Below are 20,032 nucleotides of genomic sequence, written 5' to 3' on the forward strand. Positions count from 1 at the left end.
ATTCAAATTAAATTAATTGTTTTGCTTTAGTTGCTACGTTCTTACGGTTCGCTAAGTCCACTAGTATTTTTTTAAGTTCATGACCATCCATTTCATGAAACTTTTCCATAATATACTTGAGCTCAAGTTCTGCTACAGGGTTCGCGACGCCAATAAAAATTTTAGGAAAAACTTGCTTATCTTGAATTTCATCCGAATCAAGTAATTCTTCGTACATTTTCTCTCCGGGGCGAATTCCAGAAAAGTTAATTTGAATATCATCTTCAGAGTAGCCAGATAACCGGATTAAGTTTTTCGCCAAGTCTACTATTCTAACTGGCTCACCCATATCTAGAACAAACACTTCTCCACCACGCGCTAGTGTTCCAGCCTGAATTACTAAGCGTGAAGCTTCAGGAATTGTCATAAAATAACGAGTCATATCCGGATGTGTTACTGTCACAGGCCCACCATCTGCAATTTGCTTTTTGAATAGAGGTATAACTGATCCACGAGAACCAAGTACATTTCCAAACCTTACTGCGACGAACGTAGTTTCGCTTCGTTTCGCTAAATTTTGTACAATCATTTCCGCGAAGCGTTTTGATGCGCCCATCACATTTGGCGGGTTGACCGCTTTATCAGTCGACACCATGACGAAGCTTTTCACTCCAGCCATATGAGATGCTTCTGCAACGTTCTTAGTACCATAAATGTTGTTTTTCACAGCTTCCATTGGGTTCCATTCCATTAAAGGAACATGCTTATGAGCTGCCGCGTGATACACAACATCCGGTTTGTATTCATCCATGATTGCGATAATGCGTTCACGATCTTGAATATCCGCTATTAATGGAATTATTTCAGTTTCGTCGCCAATAGCCTTGCGCAACTCCATATCAATTAAATAAATGGAATTTTCACCATGACCCAGTAATAAGAGTTGTTTGGGTCCGAATCGAGCGATTTGACGGCAAATTTCAGACCCAATTGATCCGCCTGCCCCGGTCACCAAAATTGTCTTATCAGTTAATTGGTCCGCGATTTTATTCATGTCCAGCTTTACTTCTTCACGACCAAGAAGATCTTCAATTTTCACATCTTGAATATCTGTAACTGACACTTTGCCAGTCATTATATCTTCAATAAGTGGAATAGTTTGGGTCTTGATACCAGTATCCATACAATGCTTAATTAATTCCGCTGATTCTTGCTTGCTAAGCGAAGGAATAGCGACAATAATCCGTTCAACAGTATTGTCTTTTGCAATAGCGTCAATGTTTTTAGTTGCACCATCCACTACGCGGACATCGTAAATATCTAATCCATGTTTATTTTTATCATCATCGACGAATAAGACAGGTAAAAATCCATTTTCCGGATTGTTCAATAGCTGGCGCGCAACAAGCGTTCCAGCTTTTCCTGCACCCACAATCATTGTTCGCTTCAAATCTTGGTCTGACGGTTTAAACTTAAAAGCCCGACCGCGCATCATCCGCCATGAAAGGCGAGAGCCGCCGATTAAAAGCACATGCAGCATCCAAGTTATCGCTAAGGCTCTTACAAGAATATCACCGCGATAAAGATATTGAACAAGTCCAATTGCTAGAATAGATAAGCTCACCGCTTTGACAATAGAAGAAAGTTCGCCAACCGAGGCGTATTCCCACACCTTTCGATATAGGCCGAAATACATAGCAAATACGTGGTGCGCAATGAAGATTGTCAAGGCGCTTGCTAAGAGGAATTGGTTCTGGAAGATGTCTACGTAAGGGTAGAGGATATAGTAGCCGACAAAAATGGAAAAGAAAACGATTAATGAATCGACTACTATGAGTAATGACATTCTGTTTTTCAGTGACAATATGGTCCACCCTTTCACTAGGCAATACTAAATACATACGTTTTGGAAATCCGTTGCTAATTTTAACATGTATTTACCAGTAAAGATAGAGTATATATGTAAAATTAATACTATAATATTAGTTTTTACGCAAATATATTCCACCACTTTCCCTTTTCTATGTCTTGTGGCTCAACAACGTATAAGTCTTGGTCTAGGAGTACACGGTCATTGTTCTCGAGCAGGATGTCGATTATCTCATGGCGGTTCTTTTTCTCAAGTACGTCGAGACCTGCATTGAAATGAAATGGACGGACATCTTCACTATGGACATCAGACCCGTAAACATGGATCATATTAGCATCAATAAGCTGAAGAGCCGTCTTTTGGATGCTCTTACCGAAGCTACCAGATAGTGATCCAGCGGTTACTTGCGCCATTGCACCGTGAATTAAGAGCTTTTTCAAACGCTCAGGCTTTTGAATGATTCCTTGGTTGCGTTCTGCGTGGGCGATGATTGGGATATAACCGGTTGTGATCAATTGCTGGATGACCGGTACCGTATATGCTGGGATACCTGTAGATGGAAGCTCCAATAACACATAACGTGATTCAGCCAAGGTTAAAGCTTCGCCATTCGCGAGACGCTCCGGCAGTTTATCCGACAAACGGCATTCCTGTCCGCTGTAAATTTCCAACGGCAATTGAGCTAGTTTCACATAATCTTTCACCGCTTTTAACTGCATGCGAAGTGCCGGGATGTCCGTCTTGAAGTTCGGATGATGCCCGTGCGGTGTGGCGATGATGCCAGCCAATTGTTCATTAACCGCCATATCCAGCAGACGCTTTGTGTGTTCCATTGTTTCCGGACCATCGTCCAAAGTCGGTAAAATATGTGCGTGTGTATCGATCATGCAAGTCTCCTCCTGTTGCTTAGCCTTTGTATTGTTCGCCCAAATGCAATTTCTTTATATAAAGTCTCACGATTGGTAGCTTTATCATCCAATTGCCCATTCAGGCTGTTGCTCAAAAACCCAGAATTTTCATTAAAAGAAAGAGCAAAAGAGGAAAACCCTCTTTTACTCAGCGTTTCCGTAATATTGATAGTAATAACTGTCTTTAGCAAGTACGAAGTTATTGAGTACTGCACCAATCAACTTACTGTTGGAAGCTTCAATTGCTTCTTTTGCTTTGGCAGCCATTTCTTTTTCGGTCGTTCCAGAGTTGACGACAAGAATCGCCCCATCACATTTATTTGCAAGCACTTGTCCGTCCGTTACAGACAAGACCGGCGGTGCATCGAAAATGACAACATCATAGCGCTTTTTCAAATCCGCAATAAGCATACCCATCGCGTTTGATGCAAGCAGTTCTGCGGGGTTTGGCGGAATCGGACCACATGTCATCAAGTCTAAGCGCTCGATGGTTGTTGGGCGAATAGCATTTTCTACAGTAGCTTGACGCGTCAACACGTTTGATAGGCCGATGGTGTTCGGCATATGGAATGTGTAATGTGTTGTCGGTTTGCGCATATCCCCGTCGACGAGCAAAACATTCTTGCCTTCTTGAGCGAATACAGTCGCAAGGTTTGCAGAAGTAGTTGATTTCCCTTCTCCTGGTGCTGCGGAAGTTACGACGATTGAACGCAGTTCTACATCTGGAGATGCGAAATTGACATTGGTACGCAAGGTGCGGAACTGCTCGGACACGAATGAGCGGGGTGTTGTATAGGTAACAACTTTACGGGCAGTTTGCTGCAGCTGTTTTTTCTTAGCCATTCAGATCAGCCGCCTTTCTTCTATTAGTAGCAGGTTTTGCTTCAAGCTTTGCTTCTTCTTTGATTGGTGAAATCACACCAAGTAACGGTACGCCAAGGATATCTTCAATGTCTTGCTCTGTTTTCATCGACGTATCGAGGTATTCACGCAAGAAGGCGATTCCAACTCCAAGCATCAATCCAACAACCGCCGCAATTGCCATGTTCAAAATCGGGTTCGGTTCGACCGGACTCGGGTTTTCTTTTAATACGGCTGCTGACAAAATCGATACGTTATCGACGTTCATCAATTCTTGGATATCGTTTTCGAATACTTGTGCTGTCGTATTGGCGATCTCGACTGCTTGTGCCGGATCTTCGTCACGCACGACAACGTTAACCACTTGAGAATTTTCTGCTGTATTAACAGTAATTTTTTGTGTCAAAGCTTCAGCGCTCGTATCCAAATTCATTTGTCCAATGACTTGGTCAAGGATGGCCGGGCTTTTGATAATGACCGAGTATGTATTGATCAATTGCAAATCGGTTTGGATGTTTTGATTGGTCATTTGTGATGCTTCTGTTTGTTCCTGGTTGACTAAGATCTGTGTAGAGTTCTCATAGATAGGCGTCAAGAACATGAACGAGACAGCACCCGCAACCGTAATGGCCAAAATCGTCGTCAGGAGGATGATCCCCAAATTTTTCTTAAGCGTCTTAAATAAATCCTGTAAACTGATCGTTTCTTCCATGCAGTAAATAGCTCCTTTTATCTCAAATTATTAAATGGCATTTTTAAACAACATAAGAAAGTATATCACAGGAATATATCATTTGGACTTCTAATTTCAAAAAGTTATATAGGAACAAGGACTGATTTATGCTATCTTTAATTTATAGAAATGGGTTTAATTGAAAGGAGTAAAGTATGAATTTGTATAAACTAGGAGGGGCTCTAGCTGCCCTCATCTGCATTGGAATCCTTGTCTTTTCTTACTTATCTTGGCAGGACAAGCTACAAAACGCTTCAGGAACGAACGCAGAAGCAAGCACCAATAAAAGCGCTACCAAAAACGTCACCGAAAACGAACAAGCCGAGGATAAAAGTGTCGAAAATGTGAACGAAGAACTGTTTTCGAACATGGATGAATCGGTTCAAGAGCTTTTTAAACAGAAAAATTCCGACGGCGAAACTCTGCAATTACTGATTACCGGATCCGAAGCACTCGAATCAGGTGAACCTGGTTACGCAGAACGATTGAAGACTTCATTAGAGGAAGCGTATGGTGATTCAATCGAAGTGTCGATCGAAGCTGTCACTGGAACTTCTGACGCTCTTCAGTATGTCGACCTTACTGCTGGTTACGACTTAGCATTGCTTGAGCCATTGACCTTGATGAACAATGACCGCCTTTCTATTGAAGAAGAACGCGAAGATGTGAGAGAGTTTACGGAGCGTTTAGAACAAGACAATCCAGAAGCACTCGTCGTCCTTCATGCCCCGCAGCCGATCTTCGGCGCCGGTTATTACCGCGCGCAAGTTCAGGCACTCGAGGAATTTGCCAATTTGTACGGTTACCCGTATATTGAACATTGGGATGCATGGCCGGACACGGATGATATCACTTTGAAGGAACATTTAACGACTGACGCCGTCCCAAATAGCAAGGGCGCTGAAACTTGGGCAACCGAACTAAGCAATTATTTTATCGCGAACTAACGGAGGATAAACATGAAAAAGAAACGCAAATGGCCCAAGTATTTACTGATCGGATTTTTATTACTGCTGCTTGCTGGCGGAGTTTACGCCTATAACGTCTACTCGAACTTCACGAGTACGCTCGATACGATCCACGAGTCTGTTGACCGTAAGACCCCTTCTGTCAAACGGACAGAAATCGTCGAGTTCGATGAGCAAGATCCATTTTCGGTGCTGCTACTCGGTGTCGATGAACGAGAAGATGACCGTGGACGTTCCGATACGATGGTCGTCATGACGATCAACCCAGCAACAGAATCAACAAAAATGGTCTCTATCCCACGTGATACGTATACCGAAATCGTCGGACGCGGCACGACAGACAAGATCAATCACGCTTATGCGTTTGGCGGCATTGAGATGTCGATGGACACAACAGAGAACTTGCTTGATATCCCGATCGATTATGTCGTTCAGGTCAATATGGAAGGTTTTGAAGATATCGTCGATGCTGTAGATGGTGTCGCAGTGAACAACTCACTCGCGTTTGATGGATTCCAGGAAGGCGAAATCGAGTTGAACGGTGAAGAAGCACTTGATTATGTACGCATGCGCTATGAAGATCCACGCGGTGACTTCGGCCGCCAGGATCGCCAAAAACAAGTGATCCAAGGCGTCATGAAAAAAGGCGCGTCGATCAACAGTCTCTGGAACTACAAAGACATCTTTGATGCGCTCGGGCAAAACGTCCGCACGAACATGACTTTCGATGAAATGGTCGACGTCCAGCGCAATTACCAGGACGCGGTGATGAATGTTGATCAGATGATTGTCGAAGATGGCTACGGCGAGACGATCAACGGCATTTGGTATTATATGATGGATGATGCAGAACTCGCTGAAATCCAATCGACTTTGAAAGAGCATTTGGAGTTAGACGAAACAACAGAATAATAACTAAAACAGCTGCACCTACGCCTTGTTAACAGGCTGGTGCAGCTGTTTTTTGTTTGTTAGCTCGTGAGAGCCGCAGTGTCCGCTTGGGGTTGAGCTCATGCAATAAGTCAAGAAGAGCACTTGTCTTATTGCTTCGCTTCATCCTTGGCGCGGAACTGCTTTTTGATTTCGTTGGGAAATGCTAGCGAGATGCGATTGATTCTATAGTTTTCGTTCAGTTGTATCAACGCTTAGTTGCTTGGGGCATTCGCTAAAGTCTCCTTCTTCCACTGCAAATTATAACAATCGTTCCCCACTATATGAGTAGTGATGTAGTGAAAGGCGGTGACGCTGGAGGGATTAGGACGAGCTGAAGACCCTGGACCGAGCGCCAGCGAGGGAAGCGGCTGAAGCCGCCCCCCCCTCAGCAAGCTTCCGCCTGGAACGAAATCTCTATCTGGCAAACACCACTCCAATTCTGCCATTCCTCTCACACCACTAGAAATGTTTCAAAAGCCGAATCCCTGAGCAAGTTTCTTAGCAATAGCCATAAAAAAACAGCTACCCTCAAAGGGCAGCCATCCATTCATCGCTGTTCAATGCTTTTTTTTAATCAACTCGAACTTGGCCTTTTGCAGCTCGCATTACTATACAAAATACACGAACGCGCGGCATGGGATCCCCAACTTTTTTGCACCGACTTCCGGTCCTAAGTCCTGTTCGATGTAATGCTCATACATAATGTCATCAATTGCTCGGTTATGTTCTCTTTCCAATTGTTTTTTCACGAGTTCGTATTCTTTCATGCCTCCGGACACTCCTCCTATTTTATGCATTTATATGTGAGTGGTTTCATTAGATGTACCCATTATATCCCTTTTGATTCCTTTTGACTAGTTTTTCCTGAATATTTATACCTACTCTTTAATAAATAACATTAAACCGATTCATTTATTTCTTTATTAATTATACAGCCTTATTATTCTGTATTTTTTTGACAATATTTTCGTAAAGAAAAACCGCCCCCTTCTATCGGGAACAGTTTGTATAATTAGGGCGCTGTAATTTATCAGGCTTTAGATTAAATTCATGAACGAAATGCATGAATACTTGTCTCGAGATTCCGAGTGCCTGAGCACCAGTGGCAGGCCCGTAATCTTTATCGATGTAAATATCGCGCATGATCTGCTCGAGCGGCTGGCCATGCTGTTTTTCTAGTCGGTGTCGGTATTCAGCGAATTCCACTTGGCTCACCTACTTTCTGCTTATTCAGGGAGCAACTAGAGTCCCTTCCTGTATTATCTAACATTTATCTTACAGGAGATTTTCTCCTTTCACTAGACCAAATGTCATTATTCTGAGGTGAATATCTTATATTTTTCAATCAAATTCTCATCGGCCTTCTATTTAAAAGAACTTTCAGATTTATTCAAGCTGTTCGAATACAGTCCTTTGACCTATCCAAGCTTAGTATTCGCCAAATCGAGAAATTCATTCATCACCGCATCGATCTCAAATTGGCGTGCTTTGATCTTGCAGCGCTCTGCTGTTTTTCGGTAAGCATTTTCCGACACCAGCAGATTCTTCACCAATTCGCCGATTTCATACGTTTCTGGCGCTTCCCAGTAAGATTCGCCCACTTCATAAGGCGGCAAGTCGTGAAAATAACCTTCAGACAAAGCTTCTGCATCGTTTGCACGGGATGTGATTCCAGGAACGCCGGAGCTGCAGGCTTGGATCATCACGGCACCCGAGCCGATAAAACAAAAGCAGTCTTTGAGTACGTCTTCCATCCAGCCGCCTTTTGGCATCGAATGAAGAAAGATATGGTCTTTCGCTTCGGATTCGCTGATGCTTTTCCGTAAGCGCGCTTCGTCCGGCCCGTCCCCGTATATATGATAGGTGAACTCCGGATCGATTTGAATCAGCTCTTCCATCAATTCAATGACTTGTGCGTAATGGGTCGTGAAGGCTTGGATCGCTCCGACCGAGACAATACGCCTCGAGTGCGGGCTGCCGTAATCGACTTCCTGCGCCGCTTGTTCGATGGGCGGCGGCATGAATTGTTCGGGCACTTCTGCCTCTAGCGCCCGGGCTGTGTAGCGCCGGACAGTCGGGTTCATGAACACCAATTTCTGATGAAAGTCTTTGTCAATCGTCTTCAAGGCACGAATGACTTTTTTATTGCGTTCGAGCTTATACAGTTCTGGCTGATAGACTCCCGATAAGCGCACATGCGCCGGCAATGCGTAAGACAACAGCATACTGGACGGGCTGAACGAATAGGCCAAATCGTATTTCTCGGAACGCACGAGCTGGTGGAACACCGATAAGGCGAGCGGTGGCTCTTTGCCGTTGTCGCGGACGATGACTTTGAGCCCGTCGATTTGTTGGAGATGTTTGAGGAGTGGGCCACCGCTGCTATAGAGATAAACACATACTTGATAGCCGTTATCCGCAAGCCAGCGAGCCATGCGGACGATCAATGCCTCGACGCCGCCTGCTTTCATATGTTTATGGACGAGGGCAATTTTTTGGACTTTCCTGTTCGCCCTTCGAGAGCTTTCTTTATTAACTGCTTCATATGGAATCATGGGACACCTCTGGGCAACTGTCGTTTGGATGATGCATCAGACCACTTCCCATAGCCGCTTTTTGGAAAGCATCCATTCGATCGTTTCGCGGACGCCTTGGTCAAAACCGGTCTCAGGAGCGAACTCGAGCTGTTGTTTCAATTTATCTGCAGAAACTGCAAATCGATGAGGTGCCTTGGCCCCGCCTGCTGGTTCCACAAAGCGGATACGGTTTTGATAGCTTTCATTTCCCGGGAAATGACGGTCGAGCGACTCGCAGATTTGTACTACGATCTCGAGCGTCTTGAGCGGTGCATCGCCTCCAGCGAGATAGGTCTCGCCAGCTTCTCCTAGATGGAAGACGGTATCGGCAGCACGCCAAAAGTCATCAATATAAAGCCAGTCGTGGACATCTTCCCCGCCTGAATAAACGGGGATGGTGCTATCGGACAAGGCTTTTTGCAAAATGATTGGAATGAGCTTGTCGTCTTGCTGATGCGGGCCGAAGACATTCGTCGCCTGCAAGATGACCGTATCCATCCCGTAGCTCTCGTGGAATCCGCTGACCATCAAATCTGAACTCGCCTTGCTCGCGGCATAGGGACTGATCGGATCGTATTTATACGTCTCGTCCGCAAAGCCGTCTGCTCTTGGCCCGTATACCTGATCCGTTGAAATATGCATAAATCGCGAGTCTCTGTATGCCGCTTTCGGTTCAAACGGGCCATCCATCCACTGCTTACGGGCGGCATCAAGCACATGGAACGTGCCGAGCACATTGGTTTCCGCAAAGATGCCTGGATTGCGCATCGATTCGCCGACATGCGTTTTTGCCGCAAAATGGACGACTTCGCTGATTTCGTAATGCTCAAATACTTGTTCGACCGCATCGCTATTGCGAATATCGAGTTGATGGAACACATAACGTTTGCATGCAGCTAACGGCCGCAATAATTCAGGAACGTTCTCCGCTTCATGGTCAATCGCCACTACTTGGTAGGCTGGGTATTTAACCAATAATTCGTGGATAAAGCGCGATCCTAAAAAGCCGTTTCCTCCCGTCACTAATATCGTTGTCATATTTGATCGCTCTCCCTTTACGTTCGCTTGGAATGTCGAAACGATTCCCATCCTGCCCCCACCTCTTCCGCCGTTTTCTCTACTGTATCGGCTAGAAGTTAAATCCAAGTTAAAACTCGCATTTAAAATAGTGGTTTAATTATACATAATCATTAGGTATTATGGAATAGATTCGGTAAATTTAATTAGACTTTAGTTTTAACTATTGTAAGATATTATCCATTTTCATATTAATTTCAAAACAACTTGGCAGTTAATGTGCTCCTGAAGGCATTATCGTTATTTAAAAACTGTTTTCGTATAAGAATTTAGATAAAAAGAATTAAACATATGGTTATTTCCGTTTAGCAGGAGGAGCGTTATTTTAGAAGAAAGCCGGACTGGGTATGGTATGGAGAGGCAAAAGAAAGGAGAGTTGGCGTATCGAATTATCGATTATTATGTATATCCTATTAATAGGCGGCGCACTCATTACGGGGGCATTGGCTGCGATTGTATTTATGGGCGTTTATCGTAAGTACAAACGCGTCGGCTCCCTGGTAGGTATCATGCTGCTTCTGTGGATTGTTTATCAGATGGTGACGCTGTCGAACATTTCCGGTCCGCTTACTGCGATCGTATTTGTGATTTATCTCTTTTTCGGGATTGCGGCGTATTGGAAGTTAAGAAGTGAAGGAGTTATTTCTAAGAAATAGATTGCTTAGTGATTACTATAGATAGCTAGTTAGATGAGAACTATTCGAGTTGAGGTGTTTGTTTGTGCTGTCACAGCGTACATTTGCGGAATCGCAGTGTTTGTTTGCGGAATCGCAGTGTTTGTTTGCAGAATCATATTGTTCGTTTGCGGAATCATATTGTTCGTTTGCGGAATCGCAGGCGCCGCTTGGGGGTGAGCTTTTGCAATAAGCTAGGAAGACCGCCTGGCTCATTGCTCCGCTTCACCCTTGACGCGGAACTGCTTTTTGATTTTGTTGGGAAATGATAGTGAGATGTGATTGGTTCTATAGTTTTCGTTCAGTTGTATCAACGCCTAGCTTATTGGGTCATTCACTAAAGTTTTCTTGTCCAACTAAACCGATAGAGATGCAGCGAAAGGCGAGGACGCTGGAGGATCAGGACGAGCTGAAGACCCTGCACTGAGCGAAAGCGAAGGAAGCGGCTGAAGCCGGGCCCCTCAGCAAGCTTCCGCCTGCAGCAAAATCTCCCCTCCACGACCTCTTTCTATACAAAAATAAAAACAGACCTGAGAAAAAATCTCGGGTCTGTTTTGCGTTACTGGATCGTGTAGCCGTATTTTGCGAAGCCGTTTTGTGTGACTTCGATATACTGGATGGCTGGCTCGCGTTCTGCCAGGCTTTTTGCTGAGTTTGAAGTTTCGAACACAAGGTTCGGGTTGCCTGCTACGGGCGCAAATTGCCAGTTGCCGTCTGCCGATGGATCGATTGTGCCGACTTCTAAAATATAGTCTTGGATTGCTTGGCGGTTCTCGTAAGCAAAGTCGATCGATTCGGTCGCATTGCGGACACCTGGGAAGTTTCCGCTCGCCCGGTAATTGTTCGTCACGACGAGGAATTCCTGGTTCGGGTCGATCGCTGTTCCTTCGTATTGAAGGTTCTCGATGCGTTCGGCGCTTTCATTAACTAGTGCGCCTTCTCCGTCGTATTTCGCCGGCTCCGTGATATCGATATCGTATGTGACGCCGTCGATGACATCGAAGTTATACGTGCGGTAGTTGTCATTGATAAATGTTTGTTCGCCCGTTACGGCCGGGTCGATTTGCTTGAACTGGCCAGCCGACATTTCGAGCCATTCTTTGAGGTCTGCGCCTGTTAGTTTCAAGACGAAGACAGTGTTGTCATAGACGTAAAGGTCCGCGACGTTTTTGATGGCGATTTCGCCGGTTTCGATATTGGTGTAATAATCGCCGCCGTTGCGCCCGCCTGCTTTAAACGGTGCTGCTGCGGACAGTAATGGAAGCTCTGCGTTTTCCGTTCCAGCGAGTTGCTGCTCGGCGTACCAAAGTTGTGCATTGTTGACGATCTGCACGGATGGGTCATCTTGCACGAGTGAGAAATAGCTATTGATCGGGGCTGTTGTTTCGCCGACAGGGCTGCGGATGTATTCCACTGTGCCTTCGTGCGTTTCTTTTACCGCTTCGATCACTTGCTCTGCCACTTCATCAGTCGTGGAATCAATGGCGCGCAATTCCGCTTCCCCGTTCGTGATGCGCCATTTCTTGCCGCGCGGCTCCAGCGTTAAATCGATGACGCCGAGATGGCTGCCAAATTTACCAGGCATGACGACAGGGACACCGTTGATCGTGCCTTTTTCCTGATCAACATTTTCGAGCTCGCTGAACGATCCCGGGAACACGTCGTGGTTATGGCCAGTGATGATCGCATCCACGCCTTCCACTTCGGTCAATTGATACGTGATGTCGTCTTCTTTATCGGTATGGGTTTCATCGCCCATTCCGGAGTGGGAAAGAACGACCACGACATCCGCTCCCGCTTTCTTCACTTCTGGAATGAATTTCTCCACCGTGTCGGCTGCATCTTCTGCGATGACTTCGCCTTCAAGATGCGCGCGGTCCCAGCCCATGATGCCAGGCGCTACAACGCCGATGACACCGACTTGGATCGTATGCTTTTTACCTTTACGGTCCGTGACTTTTTTATCCACGATGGTGTATGGCGTGAAGCGGTTCTCGCCTGTTTCTGCATCATATACATTGGCGTTGAGTACCGGGAACGCCGTTTCTTCTAATGCATCATCCAAATAGTCGAGGCCGAAGTTGAACTCGTGGTTGCCAAGTGTCGATGCATCGAAATCCAACGACTCGAGTGCTGCGTACGCTGGGTGCAACTCATCGTCTTCGAGCGGGTCAACATTCACTTTATAGCCGCCGAACGGAGTGCCTTGAATCAAATCGCCATTATCGAACAACAATGTATTGTCATTTTCTTCGCGTGCCTCTTCAATCAAAACGCCTGTTTTCGCAAGCGATAATGAATTGGATTTAGCGTCGCGGTAGTAATCGTAGTTGACGAAGTTTGTATGTAAATCAGAGGTGCCGAGAATCTGTAGTTCCACTTCTTTCGGTTTGCCGCCGTTCTTTTTCCATTTGTCCATGCGTTCTTTGTAGCTCTTCCCATTGCCTTTCACGGTCTTTGGCGCTTTGTCTTTCACCACTTCGTGATAATCCCCCGCAGCAATCGCCGGAGCCCCTGCTGTTAAACTGCCAAGCGCGAGCACCGAAGCGGCGAGCGTCAAGGATAGTTTCTTGCTCATCTGTCCATCTCCTCTTTGTCCATTATGGTCAAGCAAACTTATTATACTACTTCGGATTCCGGAATAGAATGCGTTTACAAAAAATTGCATCAATTGTAATGTCCTTTACTTTTCTGGGAAGTTTTGAAGAGTGCATAAGGAATAATTGGTCATGTTGGAGGTATAGCTATTTGATTAGTTTTGTGAGATGGGATGGTGACTGCTCAGATAGTTAGATGAGAAGGGTTTGAGTTGAGGCATCTGGTTGTCGAGTCGCAGTGTCCGCTTGGGGTTGAGCTTTCGCCATAAGCCAAGAAGAACGCTTGTCTTATAGCTTCGCTTCACCCTGGGCGCGGAACTGCTTGGAGATTCCGTTGCGATACGATAGTGACATGCAATGGGGTTTGTAGTTTTCACAAGGCTGTCTCTATGCTTATTTTTCGGGATGATTCGCTAAAGTTGTCTTCTTCCGTTGCATTACAGAAAAATCGTGTCCCCACTATTTTTATAAAGATGTAGCGAAAGGCGGTGACGCTGGAGGGATCAGGACGAGCTGAAGACCCTGCACTGAGCGCAAGCGAAGGAAGCGGCTGAAGCCGGACCCCTCAGCAATCTTCCGCCTGCAGCGGATTCTCCTCCCCTTTCATCTCTAATAGCTTATTGCCATACAAAAAAGGAGCGGTCGCTGGGACCGCTCCTTTTGATTTAGCTTTCTTCGCTTACAAGCCGATGGTATCTACTGCGTAGACGGCGTCACCATTGCTGAAGCCTTCGAATTCCAGTTGTTCGATGAGGCCGGATCTAGAGAATGGCGTGTAGTCCAGGTATTCCTGGGCTTTTTTCACGGCTTGTTCTGTCCAGTCGACGGTGATGTTTTCGACGGCGTAGGAGGCGTCTTCGTTGCTGAAGCCTTCGAAGACGAGCTGTTCGATCAAGCCGGATTTGGAGAAGGCTGAATAGGCCAGGTAATCTTCAGCTTTTTTGACCGACTGGGCTCTCCAGTCGACATCAATTTTATCCACAGCAAACACAGCGTCTGCATTGCTATAGCCTTCGAATTCCAATTGCTCGACTAAGCCGCTCTTTGAGAAGGCGGTATAGCTGATGTAGTTTTTGGCGTGTTCGACGGCTTGCTGCTGGGAGAGGCTGCCGGCTTCAGCTGCGGCTTTTTCAGCAGCTGCTTGTTCTGCGGCTTCCTCTTCTGCTGCGATGCGCGCTGCTTCTTCTTCGGCTTCACGGGCTGCAGCTTCTTCTGCTTCACGTTCGGCTTCAGCTGCGGCTTGTTCTTCTGCTTCTTTGGCCGCAGCTTCTTCGGCTTCACGTTCTGCTTTTTCTTCCGCCTCTTGTGCTTCACGTTCTGCCGCTTCTTGCTCTGCGGATTCCGTGTCTTCCTCTTCTATTGCTTCTTCATCCGGCGCTTCTTCATCCGGCGCTTCTGCTTCGACGTCCTCGACGACTGCAAGACTTTCTTCATCTGTATCTACTGTAACGCCAAACAGCACGAATGAAGTCAACAATGCAGGAATGAAATACATGGCGACTTTCTTGCGGTTGCGGTTAGGTGCTGGCAGCCATCTTAATATAAGCCCCGGCTTAATCAGCCCTACCACTAAAGCAACTCCGGAAAGCAAAAACAACAACAGGAATACGTTGTCCATTCGGTTTTCCTCCTCTATTTTTTGATAACTTAAAGCCACAACCAACTACTTTATAGCTAGTAAATAATATTAAAAAATAAATCATAGACCTTTATTACCGATTCAATAGTCTTAAATTTCATTATAGTAGGCATTTATAAGGAACACAATCTAAATATGTATTTCTTCCATTTATGGTCCACTTTGTTTTTTCTTTAAGAATGAGGGATTTTCACTTTCTGAATCGGCTTTAAAGGGCCGGCAGACGCGTCTTGGAATTTAATTTCGCCAAAACAAAAAGCCCTGCACAAGACAGGACTTTCGCCATCGATGTTATTTACTTTAAAAGCTATTGAAGAATTTTCTTCAAGTCTTGCGTCTGTTGTGCCGTGAGCCTGAAGAATTCTTGGTTTTCTTTGTGGGACAGGACGTTGCGTTCATTGGACATGATGGCGCGGCCATTGTCGCGATACCAAACGAAGCGGCGGATTTCCTGTACGCCGTCGTCCGGGCGGTCAATGGTGAAGACGGCTTGCGGTTCGACTGACAATCGGTCGAGCGACTCAAGCTCTGTTTCGTTTTGCAGAATCGTTCTGAGCGTAACGACCGAAGCCCGGTCTTTGATGTCTTTGTTGAATAAGACACCCTCTGTCATGCCATCAGTAAATGGCACGCCGACTCGTATGACTTCATTATGTGTGCATGCCGACAGCAAAATCGCCATCGCTGTAATAACTCCCAGCCAAATCGACTTTTTGATGCTCTCACCCCTTTATACCCATAAACCAGCCTGAACTTACAATTAAATACAGCTTATCATGTTAGGCAATTGAATACGACTGAAACTGTTAAATTCGTCAAATTTTTAATCATTTTTTCTTCCCGTGCAATGCCACATTAATTACTGGCCCCCGTCTATAGAGTCCTATAGACATAAGCACAGAAATGGAATTCGGCTGTCTATGGCACTAGGCGCCTAACAACCGGTGTCTTCTGCATCAAGCGAATGATGATATACGACAAGATGAAGATGACAATCCACGACAGCGGCACGCCGATTCCGACATTGATGGTCGATTCATTAAAATCGAACAATCGGTTTAAATAAGTCTGGATCAGTGGGTGGATAATATAGACCCCAAAGGTCGCTGTGCTGATGCGCGTAATGAGCGGCGTCGATTTCAAGTTCTTGCCGAGCTGCTGGAACGCGACGAAGACGAACAGCGAAACGAAGATCGCGTGCGGGTAATAATGTTCATAGAAGAAATCATCGAAATCTCCCGCTTCGCGCCCCGTATTTGCAGAGACCGTCCCGTACAATGTCACCGCGTAGCCGATGATTGCGAGCACGCCAAGTGTTGGCAGCCAGCGTTTGGGCAGCGGATGCAACACCAAGTAAGCCCCCAGCAGGAAATAGCCGATATAAGGCGCAAACAGCTGGCCTGCGAATGCCACTTCATAGCCTGTCGCCCTCGTAAAGATCGGCACCGCGGCCGAGAATAAAAACCAGAACGCAAAGAAATAATGGAACATCGTCTTGTCCATATGCTTCACCAGGATGCGCAGGAACGGCGCCATCAAATACAGTCCCGTGATGATGTAGAGAAACCACAGATGGTAGTAGATGTCATCCGAGATAAAAGCCCCGACCATTTCCATCGGGGTATATTGCTCTTCTAATTGAAAAATATTATAGGCCATATAAACGGCGCTCCAGAACACAAGCGGCAAAAGCACTTTACCGAGCCGCTTGCGCAAGAATTCGCCAATCGGCTCTTTTGAGTCGCGCGTCAACAGCAGCGCGCCGCTCAACATGAAGAAAATCGGCACGCACCAGCGAAGTGCGCTGTCGATCGCGTTTGCGTAATGCCATTCCCAATCGCCGACCGTGTAATTATTGATGATTTTCGATGCGACGTGCACGCCGACGACCGTAACGATCGCCACCACCCGCATCCAGTCCATATAGCCGTATCTTCGCGCCATTGGGTTGACCTCTTTTCACTATGATTCCTCGCTTATTTTACTAAGCAGCTTTTGTAATTACCACGACAAACGCATTACACTTCCGTAACAAGTTATAACAAGCGGCATAATTTATCGAGTTCATCGCTTTGGCGATCGATCATGCGCTTGGCGACTTGCCGCAGCCGGGCGAGGTTTTCCGGCGTCACGCGGTCCAGTTGTTCGATGCCGGAATCATCCGCCGGCAGTTTTTCCTGAAAGCGGTAATAGCGCTGATCGATGCCTTCATCTGCCAATAGGTGGCGCAGCTGATGGTCGACTGAGTCAGAACTGCCGTCCATCATGACTTTCAATAACGAGCGCGCCCAGCCGTAATGAAACCAAGCCCGCCAGCCGGTCACTTCCACTTCCCGCTGCGCTTCCCCGGTACCGAGCGACACGAGCAAAAAGTCTTCCTCGTCGTCTCCATAAAGTTCGAGCCCTTCGGAATAAGCACTCAGCCCCGGGTCATTGGCAAACACGCCCCCGTCGATGAACATTGATTTCGGATACTCCGGAATCTTCGCCGGCGCGAAATAGCTGGGTGCCGCGGTAGCCGCCCGAATGATGTGGTGGATTTCGCTGTCGGGCTGGCGTTCGTCCAATTCAATGACGGTGCTTTTGAAGAAATGCGCGTGCCGCCCGTGGATGTCGTAGCTCGGGATAACAGCCGGCTGAAGCAGATTGGAGAGTTTTAGATCCTGGAAGTAATGCTTGAGCACTTGTTCGAATTCTCTATGGCTGTACTGCGTGTGGAGAAAACGCCCGACGACGCCGAATGCACGGTGCAGGAAAGATTTTCGGAACATGCGCTCAGCTTCGGTTTCATAGAGCTTGAGAATATCGTTTGCGGTGTAGCGTGGCTTTTTGCCATCTGGAACTAGGAGACCAAGTGCCAGAATCGCACCGGTAGACGTGCCGACGAAGATATCGAATTGTTCGGAGACCGGTTTGCCCGTCCGCCGCTCCAGCTCACATAGCATCATCGCCGGCAAAATCCCCCGTATGCCCCCGCCATCAATCGATAGAATCTTCTTCATGTGGACAGCCTCCTTCTATAGAAATGTATTTCCTCTTTTTTTATAAAACAGTAAATAATAAGTAGCACTAGCATTCAATAATTTTAAGTACTGGTAGAGATTTCATCTGTATTACGCCGCTTCGGGCGCTTTGGGCATGGCTACCGTGATGAGCCCGAAAGACCATCGGTCTCATCACAACGCCTAGCCCCTGGGCGCGCCGGCGCTTAGGTCAGGTCATTATGAAATGGGTAGATCTATGAGATTCCACTATATCTAGTTTGTGCTGGTAGGCAAGATGCGAGACTGCTCCCAGCGCTTCACGCTGAGTCGCGGTTAGTGGTGACTAGAGATATTTATTGGAGTTCTTTACCTAGTTTGCGATGAATTGCTGGAAGAAGCTTTTGAATGCAAGTTGCGGTTTGTTAAACACCACTTTCTTCTATATAAGAGTTCAGAAATAAAAATCATATTGCATTCTCTATTTAGCAATGTCTACACATCAATGATATATGACACCTACTTACTCTTTTAAAACTAGAGATGGAGTGGAAATCGGCGACTAATGAATATGCGAAGCTTGGCTGAGCATGTTCATTTGCGACGCATCTGCCGTGCAGATGTGGGAGCAGCGGTTACCGTAAGAATGTTGTGAATGAAGAATTGGTCGAGACCATGCCTCCGGGCAGCTGAGAACGCGACGTCCTGTCGCATCAGCTGCATGACCCGCATCCTGCGGGCCCAAAGCGTCCGATTGCAGCGCAATCTCCCGCCTTCTCCCTTTCCTATCACATTTCACATCCCCACTAGAATCAATGAGATATGAAACTCCCTTATTCCTCTAAAACTAGAGATGGAGTGTAAGGCGGTGACGCCCGAGGAATCAGCGGGTTTGAGAGACCCCGGAATGAGCACAGCGAATGAGGAGGCTCGATTCCCGCCCCTGGGCAAGCTTCCGCCTGAAGCGCAATCTCCCGCCTTCTCCCTTTCCTATTACAATTCGTATACCCCCAACCCACAAAAATGAAGCAATGAATGGATTATTACAATTGTGTAACAAAGCTTTATTAGTATATTTTTTGATTTTTCTAATAATTATATGATTAAATTGACTAAAAAACTGCCATAAAGGCATTCAGAGTCCCGATTTGGAAATTAAAGGGCATAAAATTTAGACAAAAATCTGCCTGAGCGTAATATTTTGTGAATTCAATCACGTAAAAATCGTAGTCATTTCCCGATTTTCAAAGAAATAAACATCTACTTGTAAATATTACCACTACCTAAAACCCTTGCTGTGACTGGATTTATGAGCCGTCATTCACTTGTAATATTGCTGTAATCTAATTGAAACTCCACAGACATTGTTTTTATGGGGGCCAGTCTATATAGTAAGTGGCAGAGCAAATTAATGATAATCTTTATTTCCACATAACATAAATTTAAAAAATAATCCTTCGGAGGTACCGACTTAATGAAAAAAGCATTCTTTACACTACTAGCAGCAGGCGCATTGGTCTTTTCTGGTTCAGCAACAGACGCACAAAATTCAGCACAGGCACAACAGCCACAGACAGAAGTCGCACAGAAAGCATCTGAGCCGGCAATCGTCCAAGTTGCTAATAGCACATATAAATTCAAATACGCTACAAACGTCCGCAGAGATGCCGGCACAAGCCACGGCGTCATCAAAGTCGCTGCTAAAGGCGCAACTGCAACAATCACTCGTACTGCTACAATCGGCAGCGGTACTTGGCATAAAGTCCGCACTGGCGGAACGCACGGTTGGGTACACGGTTCATTGATCACGAAAGTATCAGGATCTGGTGTAGTTCAAGCATCTTCATCTAGCGTTTCTTCTTCAGCAGTCGTTTCTAAAGCACTAGCGCTTAAAGGCATCCCGTACCGTTTCGGCGGCACGACAACAGCTGGGTTTGACTGCTCAGGATTCGTACAATATGCGTTCAAACAAGCAGGCAAAAGCGTGTCACGCACAACGCTTTCTCAATATGCCCAGTCTTACAAAGTTTCAAGCCCACGCCCAGGAGACTTGGTCTTCTTCGCAAACACTTACCGTCCAGGAATCTCACACGTTGGGATCTACATCGGGAACAACCAGTTCGTACACTCTGGCGGTTCTCAATCAGAAGTGAAAAGCTTGAACGGCCCTTACTGGGGAGCTAAATTCCACAGCTTCAGACGTTTCTAAGTTTCATATGTGATTCAGGGAGTATCC

17 protein-coding genes are annotated in these 20,032 nt (G+C 46.1%); 4 read left to right on the plus strand and 13 right to left on the minus strand.

Going from position 1 to position 20,032, the window contains the following annotated elements:
• Nucleotides 1-7: 7 nt before the first annotated feature.
• The 4 genes from AY633_RS04115 to AY633_RS04130 form a co-directional block, all read right to left on the minus strand.
• On the minus strand, nt 8-1,843 hold the full coding sequence (locus AY633_RS04115; RefSeq protein WP_068486739.1) for a polysaccharide biosynthesis protein: 1,836 nt from the start codon (nt 1,841-1,843) through the stop codon (nt 8-10).
• Between the two features lie 125 nt (nt 1,844-1,968).
• Nucleotides 1,969-2,736, minus strand: coding sequence for a tyrosine-protein phosphatase (locus AY633_RS04120; protein ID WP_068486740.1), 768 nt, complete (start codon nt 2,734-2,736; stop codon nt 1,969-1,971).
• A 165-nt stretch (nt 2,737-2,901) separates the two neighbouring features.
• Entirely contained in the window at nt 2,902-3,600 is a 699-nt protein-coding gene (locus AY633_RS04125) for a CpsD/CapB family tyrosine-protein kinase (protein WP_068486741.1), read from the minus strand.
• Nucleotides 3,593-4,330, minus strand: a complete 738-nt coding sequence (locus AY633_RS04130) for a YveK family protein (protein WP_068486742.1) — start codon at nt 4,328-4,330, stop codon at nt 3,593-3,595. Before AY633_RS04130 ends, AY633_RS04125 begins: the two co-directional genes overlap by 8 nt.
• A 176-nt stretch (nt 4,331-4,506) precedes the next feature.
• On the opposite strand from AY633_RS04130, the gene AY633_RS04135 reads away from it, so the two are divergent.
• Nucleotides 4,507-5,298, plus strand: coding sequence for an SGNH/GDSL hydrolase family protein (locus AY633_RS04135; protein WP_068486744.1), 792 nt, complete (start codon nt 4,507-4,509; stop codon nt 5,296-5,298).
• Between the two features lie 12 nt (nt 5,299-5,310).
• Nucleotides 5,311-6,231: an LCP family glycopolymer transferase gene (locus tag AY633_RS04140; RefSeq protein WP_068486746.1), complete on the plus strand. Its 921-nt coding sequence runs from the start codon at nt 5,311-5,313 to the stop codon at nt 6,229-6,231.
• Between the two features lie 629 nt (nt 6,232-6,860).
• Here the strand turns inward: AY633_RS04140 and AY633_RS16545 are convergent.
• The 4 genes from AY633_RS16545 to AY633_RS04155 all read right to left on the minus strand — a co-directional run bounded on the left by AY633_RS16545 (nt 6,861) and on the right by AY633_RS04155 (nt 9,866).
• Entirely contained in the window at nt 6,861-7,019 is a 159-nt protein-coding gene (locus AY633_RS16545; RefSeq protein WP_186008739.1) for a hypothetical protein, read from the minus strand.
• Nucleotides 7,020-7,242: 223 nt separating this feature from the next.
• Nucleotides 7,243-7,467 carry a hypothetical protein gene (locus AY633_RS04145; protein WP_186008740.1) on the minus strand — a complete coding sequence of 75 codons (225 nt, stop codon included), beginning with the start codon at nt 7,465-7,467 and terminating at the stop codon, nt 7,243-7,245.
• A 203-nt stretch (nt 7,468-7,670) separates the two neighbouring features.
• Nucleotides 7,671-8,723, minus strand: a complete 1,053-nt coding sequence (locus AY633_RS04150) for a glycosyltransferase (RefSeq protein WP_186008741.1) — start codon at nt 8,721-8,723, stop codon at nt 7,671-7,673.
• Nucleotides 8,724-8,843: 120 nt separating this feature from the next.
• Nucleotides 8,844-9,866 carry a dTDP-glucose 4,6-dehydratase gene (locus AY633_RS04155; RefSeq protein ID WP_186008742.1) on the minus strand — a complete coding sequence of 341 codons (1,023 nt, stop codon included), beginning with the start codon at nt 9,864-9,866 and terminating at the stop codon, nt 8,844-8,846.
• 440 nt (nt 9,867-10,306) lie between these two features.
• On the opposite strand from AY633_RS04155, the gene AY633_RS04160 reads away from it, so the two are divergent.
• Entirely contained in the window at nt 10,307-10,561 is a 255-nt protein-coding gene (locus AY633_RS04160) for a hypothetical protein (protein WP_186008743.1), read from the plus strand.
• Between the two features lie 577 nt (nt 10,562-11,138).
• Here AY633_RS04160 and AY633_RS04165 read toward each other — a convergent pair.
• From AY633_RS04165 to AY633_RS04185, 5 genes are all read right to left on the minus strand, one after another.
• A complete protein-coding gene (locus AY633_RS04165) occupies nt 11,139-13,157 on the minus strand; it encodes a bifunctional 2',3'-cyclic-nucleotide 2'-phosphodiesterase/3'-nucleotidase (RefSeq protein ID WP_068486753.1) in 2,019 nt (672 codons plus the stop codon).
• A 698-nt stretch (nt 13,158-13,855) separates the two neighbouring features.
• Complete coding sequence (locus AY633_RS04170; protein ID WP_082799181.1) at nt 13,856-14,794, minus strand: Ltp family lipoprotein; 939 nt, start codon at nt 14,792-14,794, stop codon at nt 13,856-13,858.
• 328 nt (nt 14,795-15,122) lie between these two features.
• Nucleotides 15,123-15,497 (minus strand): hypothetical protein, encoded by a 375-nt coding sequence (locus tag AY633_RS04175; protein WP_068486754.1) that lies wholly within the window; start codon nt 15,495-15,497, stop codon nt 15,123-15,125.
• A gap of 236 nt (nt 15,498-15,733) precedes the next feature.
• Nucleotides 15,734-16,759, minus strand: a complete 1,026-nt coding sequence (locus AY633_RS04180) for an acyltransferase (protein WP_068486756.1) — start codon at nt 16,757-16,759, stop codon at nt 15,734-15,736.
• A 92-nt stretch (nt 16,760-16,851) separates the two neighbouring features.
• Entirely contained in the window at nt 16,852-17,817 is a 966-nt protein-coding gene (locus AY633_RS04185) for a patatin-like phospholipase family protein (protein ID WP_068486758.1), read from the minus strand.
• A gap of 1,453 nt (nt 17,818-19,270) precedes the next feature.
• Between AY633_RS04185 and AY633_RS04190 the strand changes: the two genes are divergently transcribed.
• Nucleotides 19,271-20,005, plus strand: coding sequence for a C40 family peptidase (locus tag AY633_RS04190; protein WP_068486760.1), 735 nt, complete (start codon nt 19,271-19,273; stop codon nt 20,003-20,005).
• Nucleotides 20,006-20,032 lie beyond the last annotated feature (27 nt).

It is taken from the genome of Planococcus maritimus, assembly GCF_001592825.1.
In the GTDB taxonomy this organism is placed as follows: Bacteria; Bacillota; Bacilli; order Bacillales_A; family Planococcaceae; genus Planococcus; species Planococcus maritimus_C.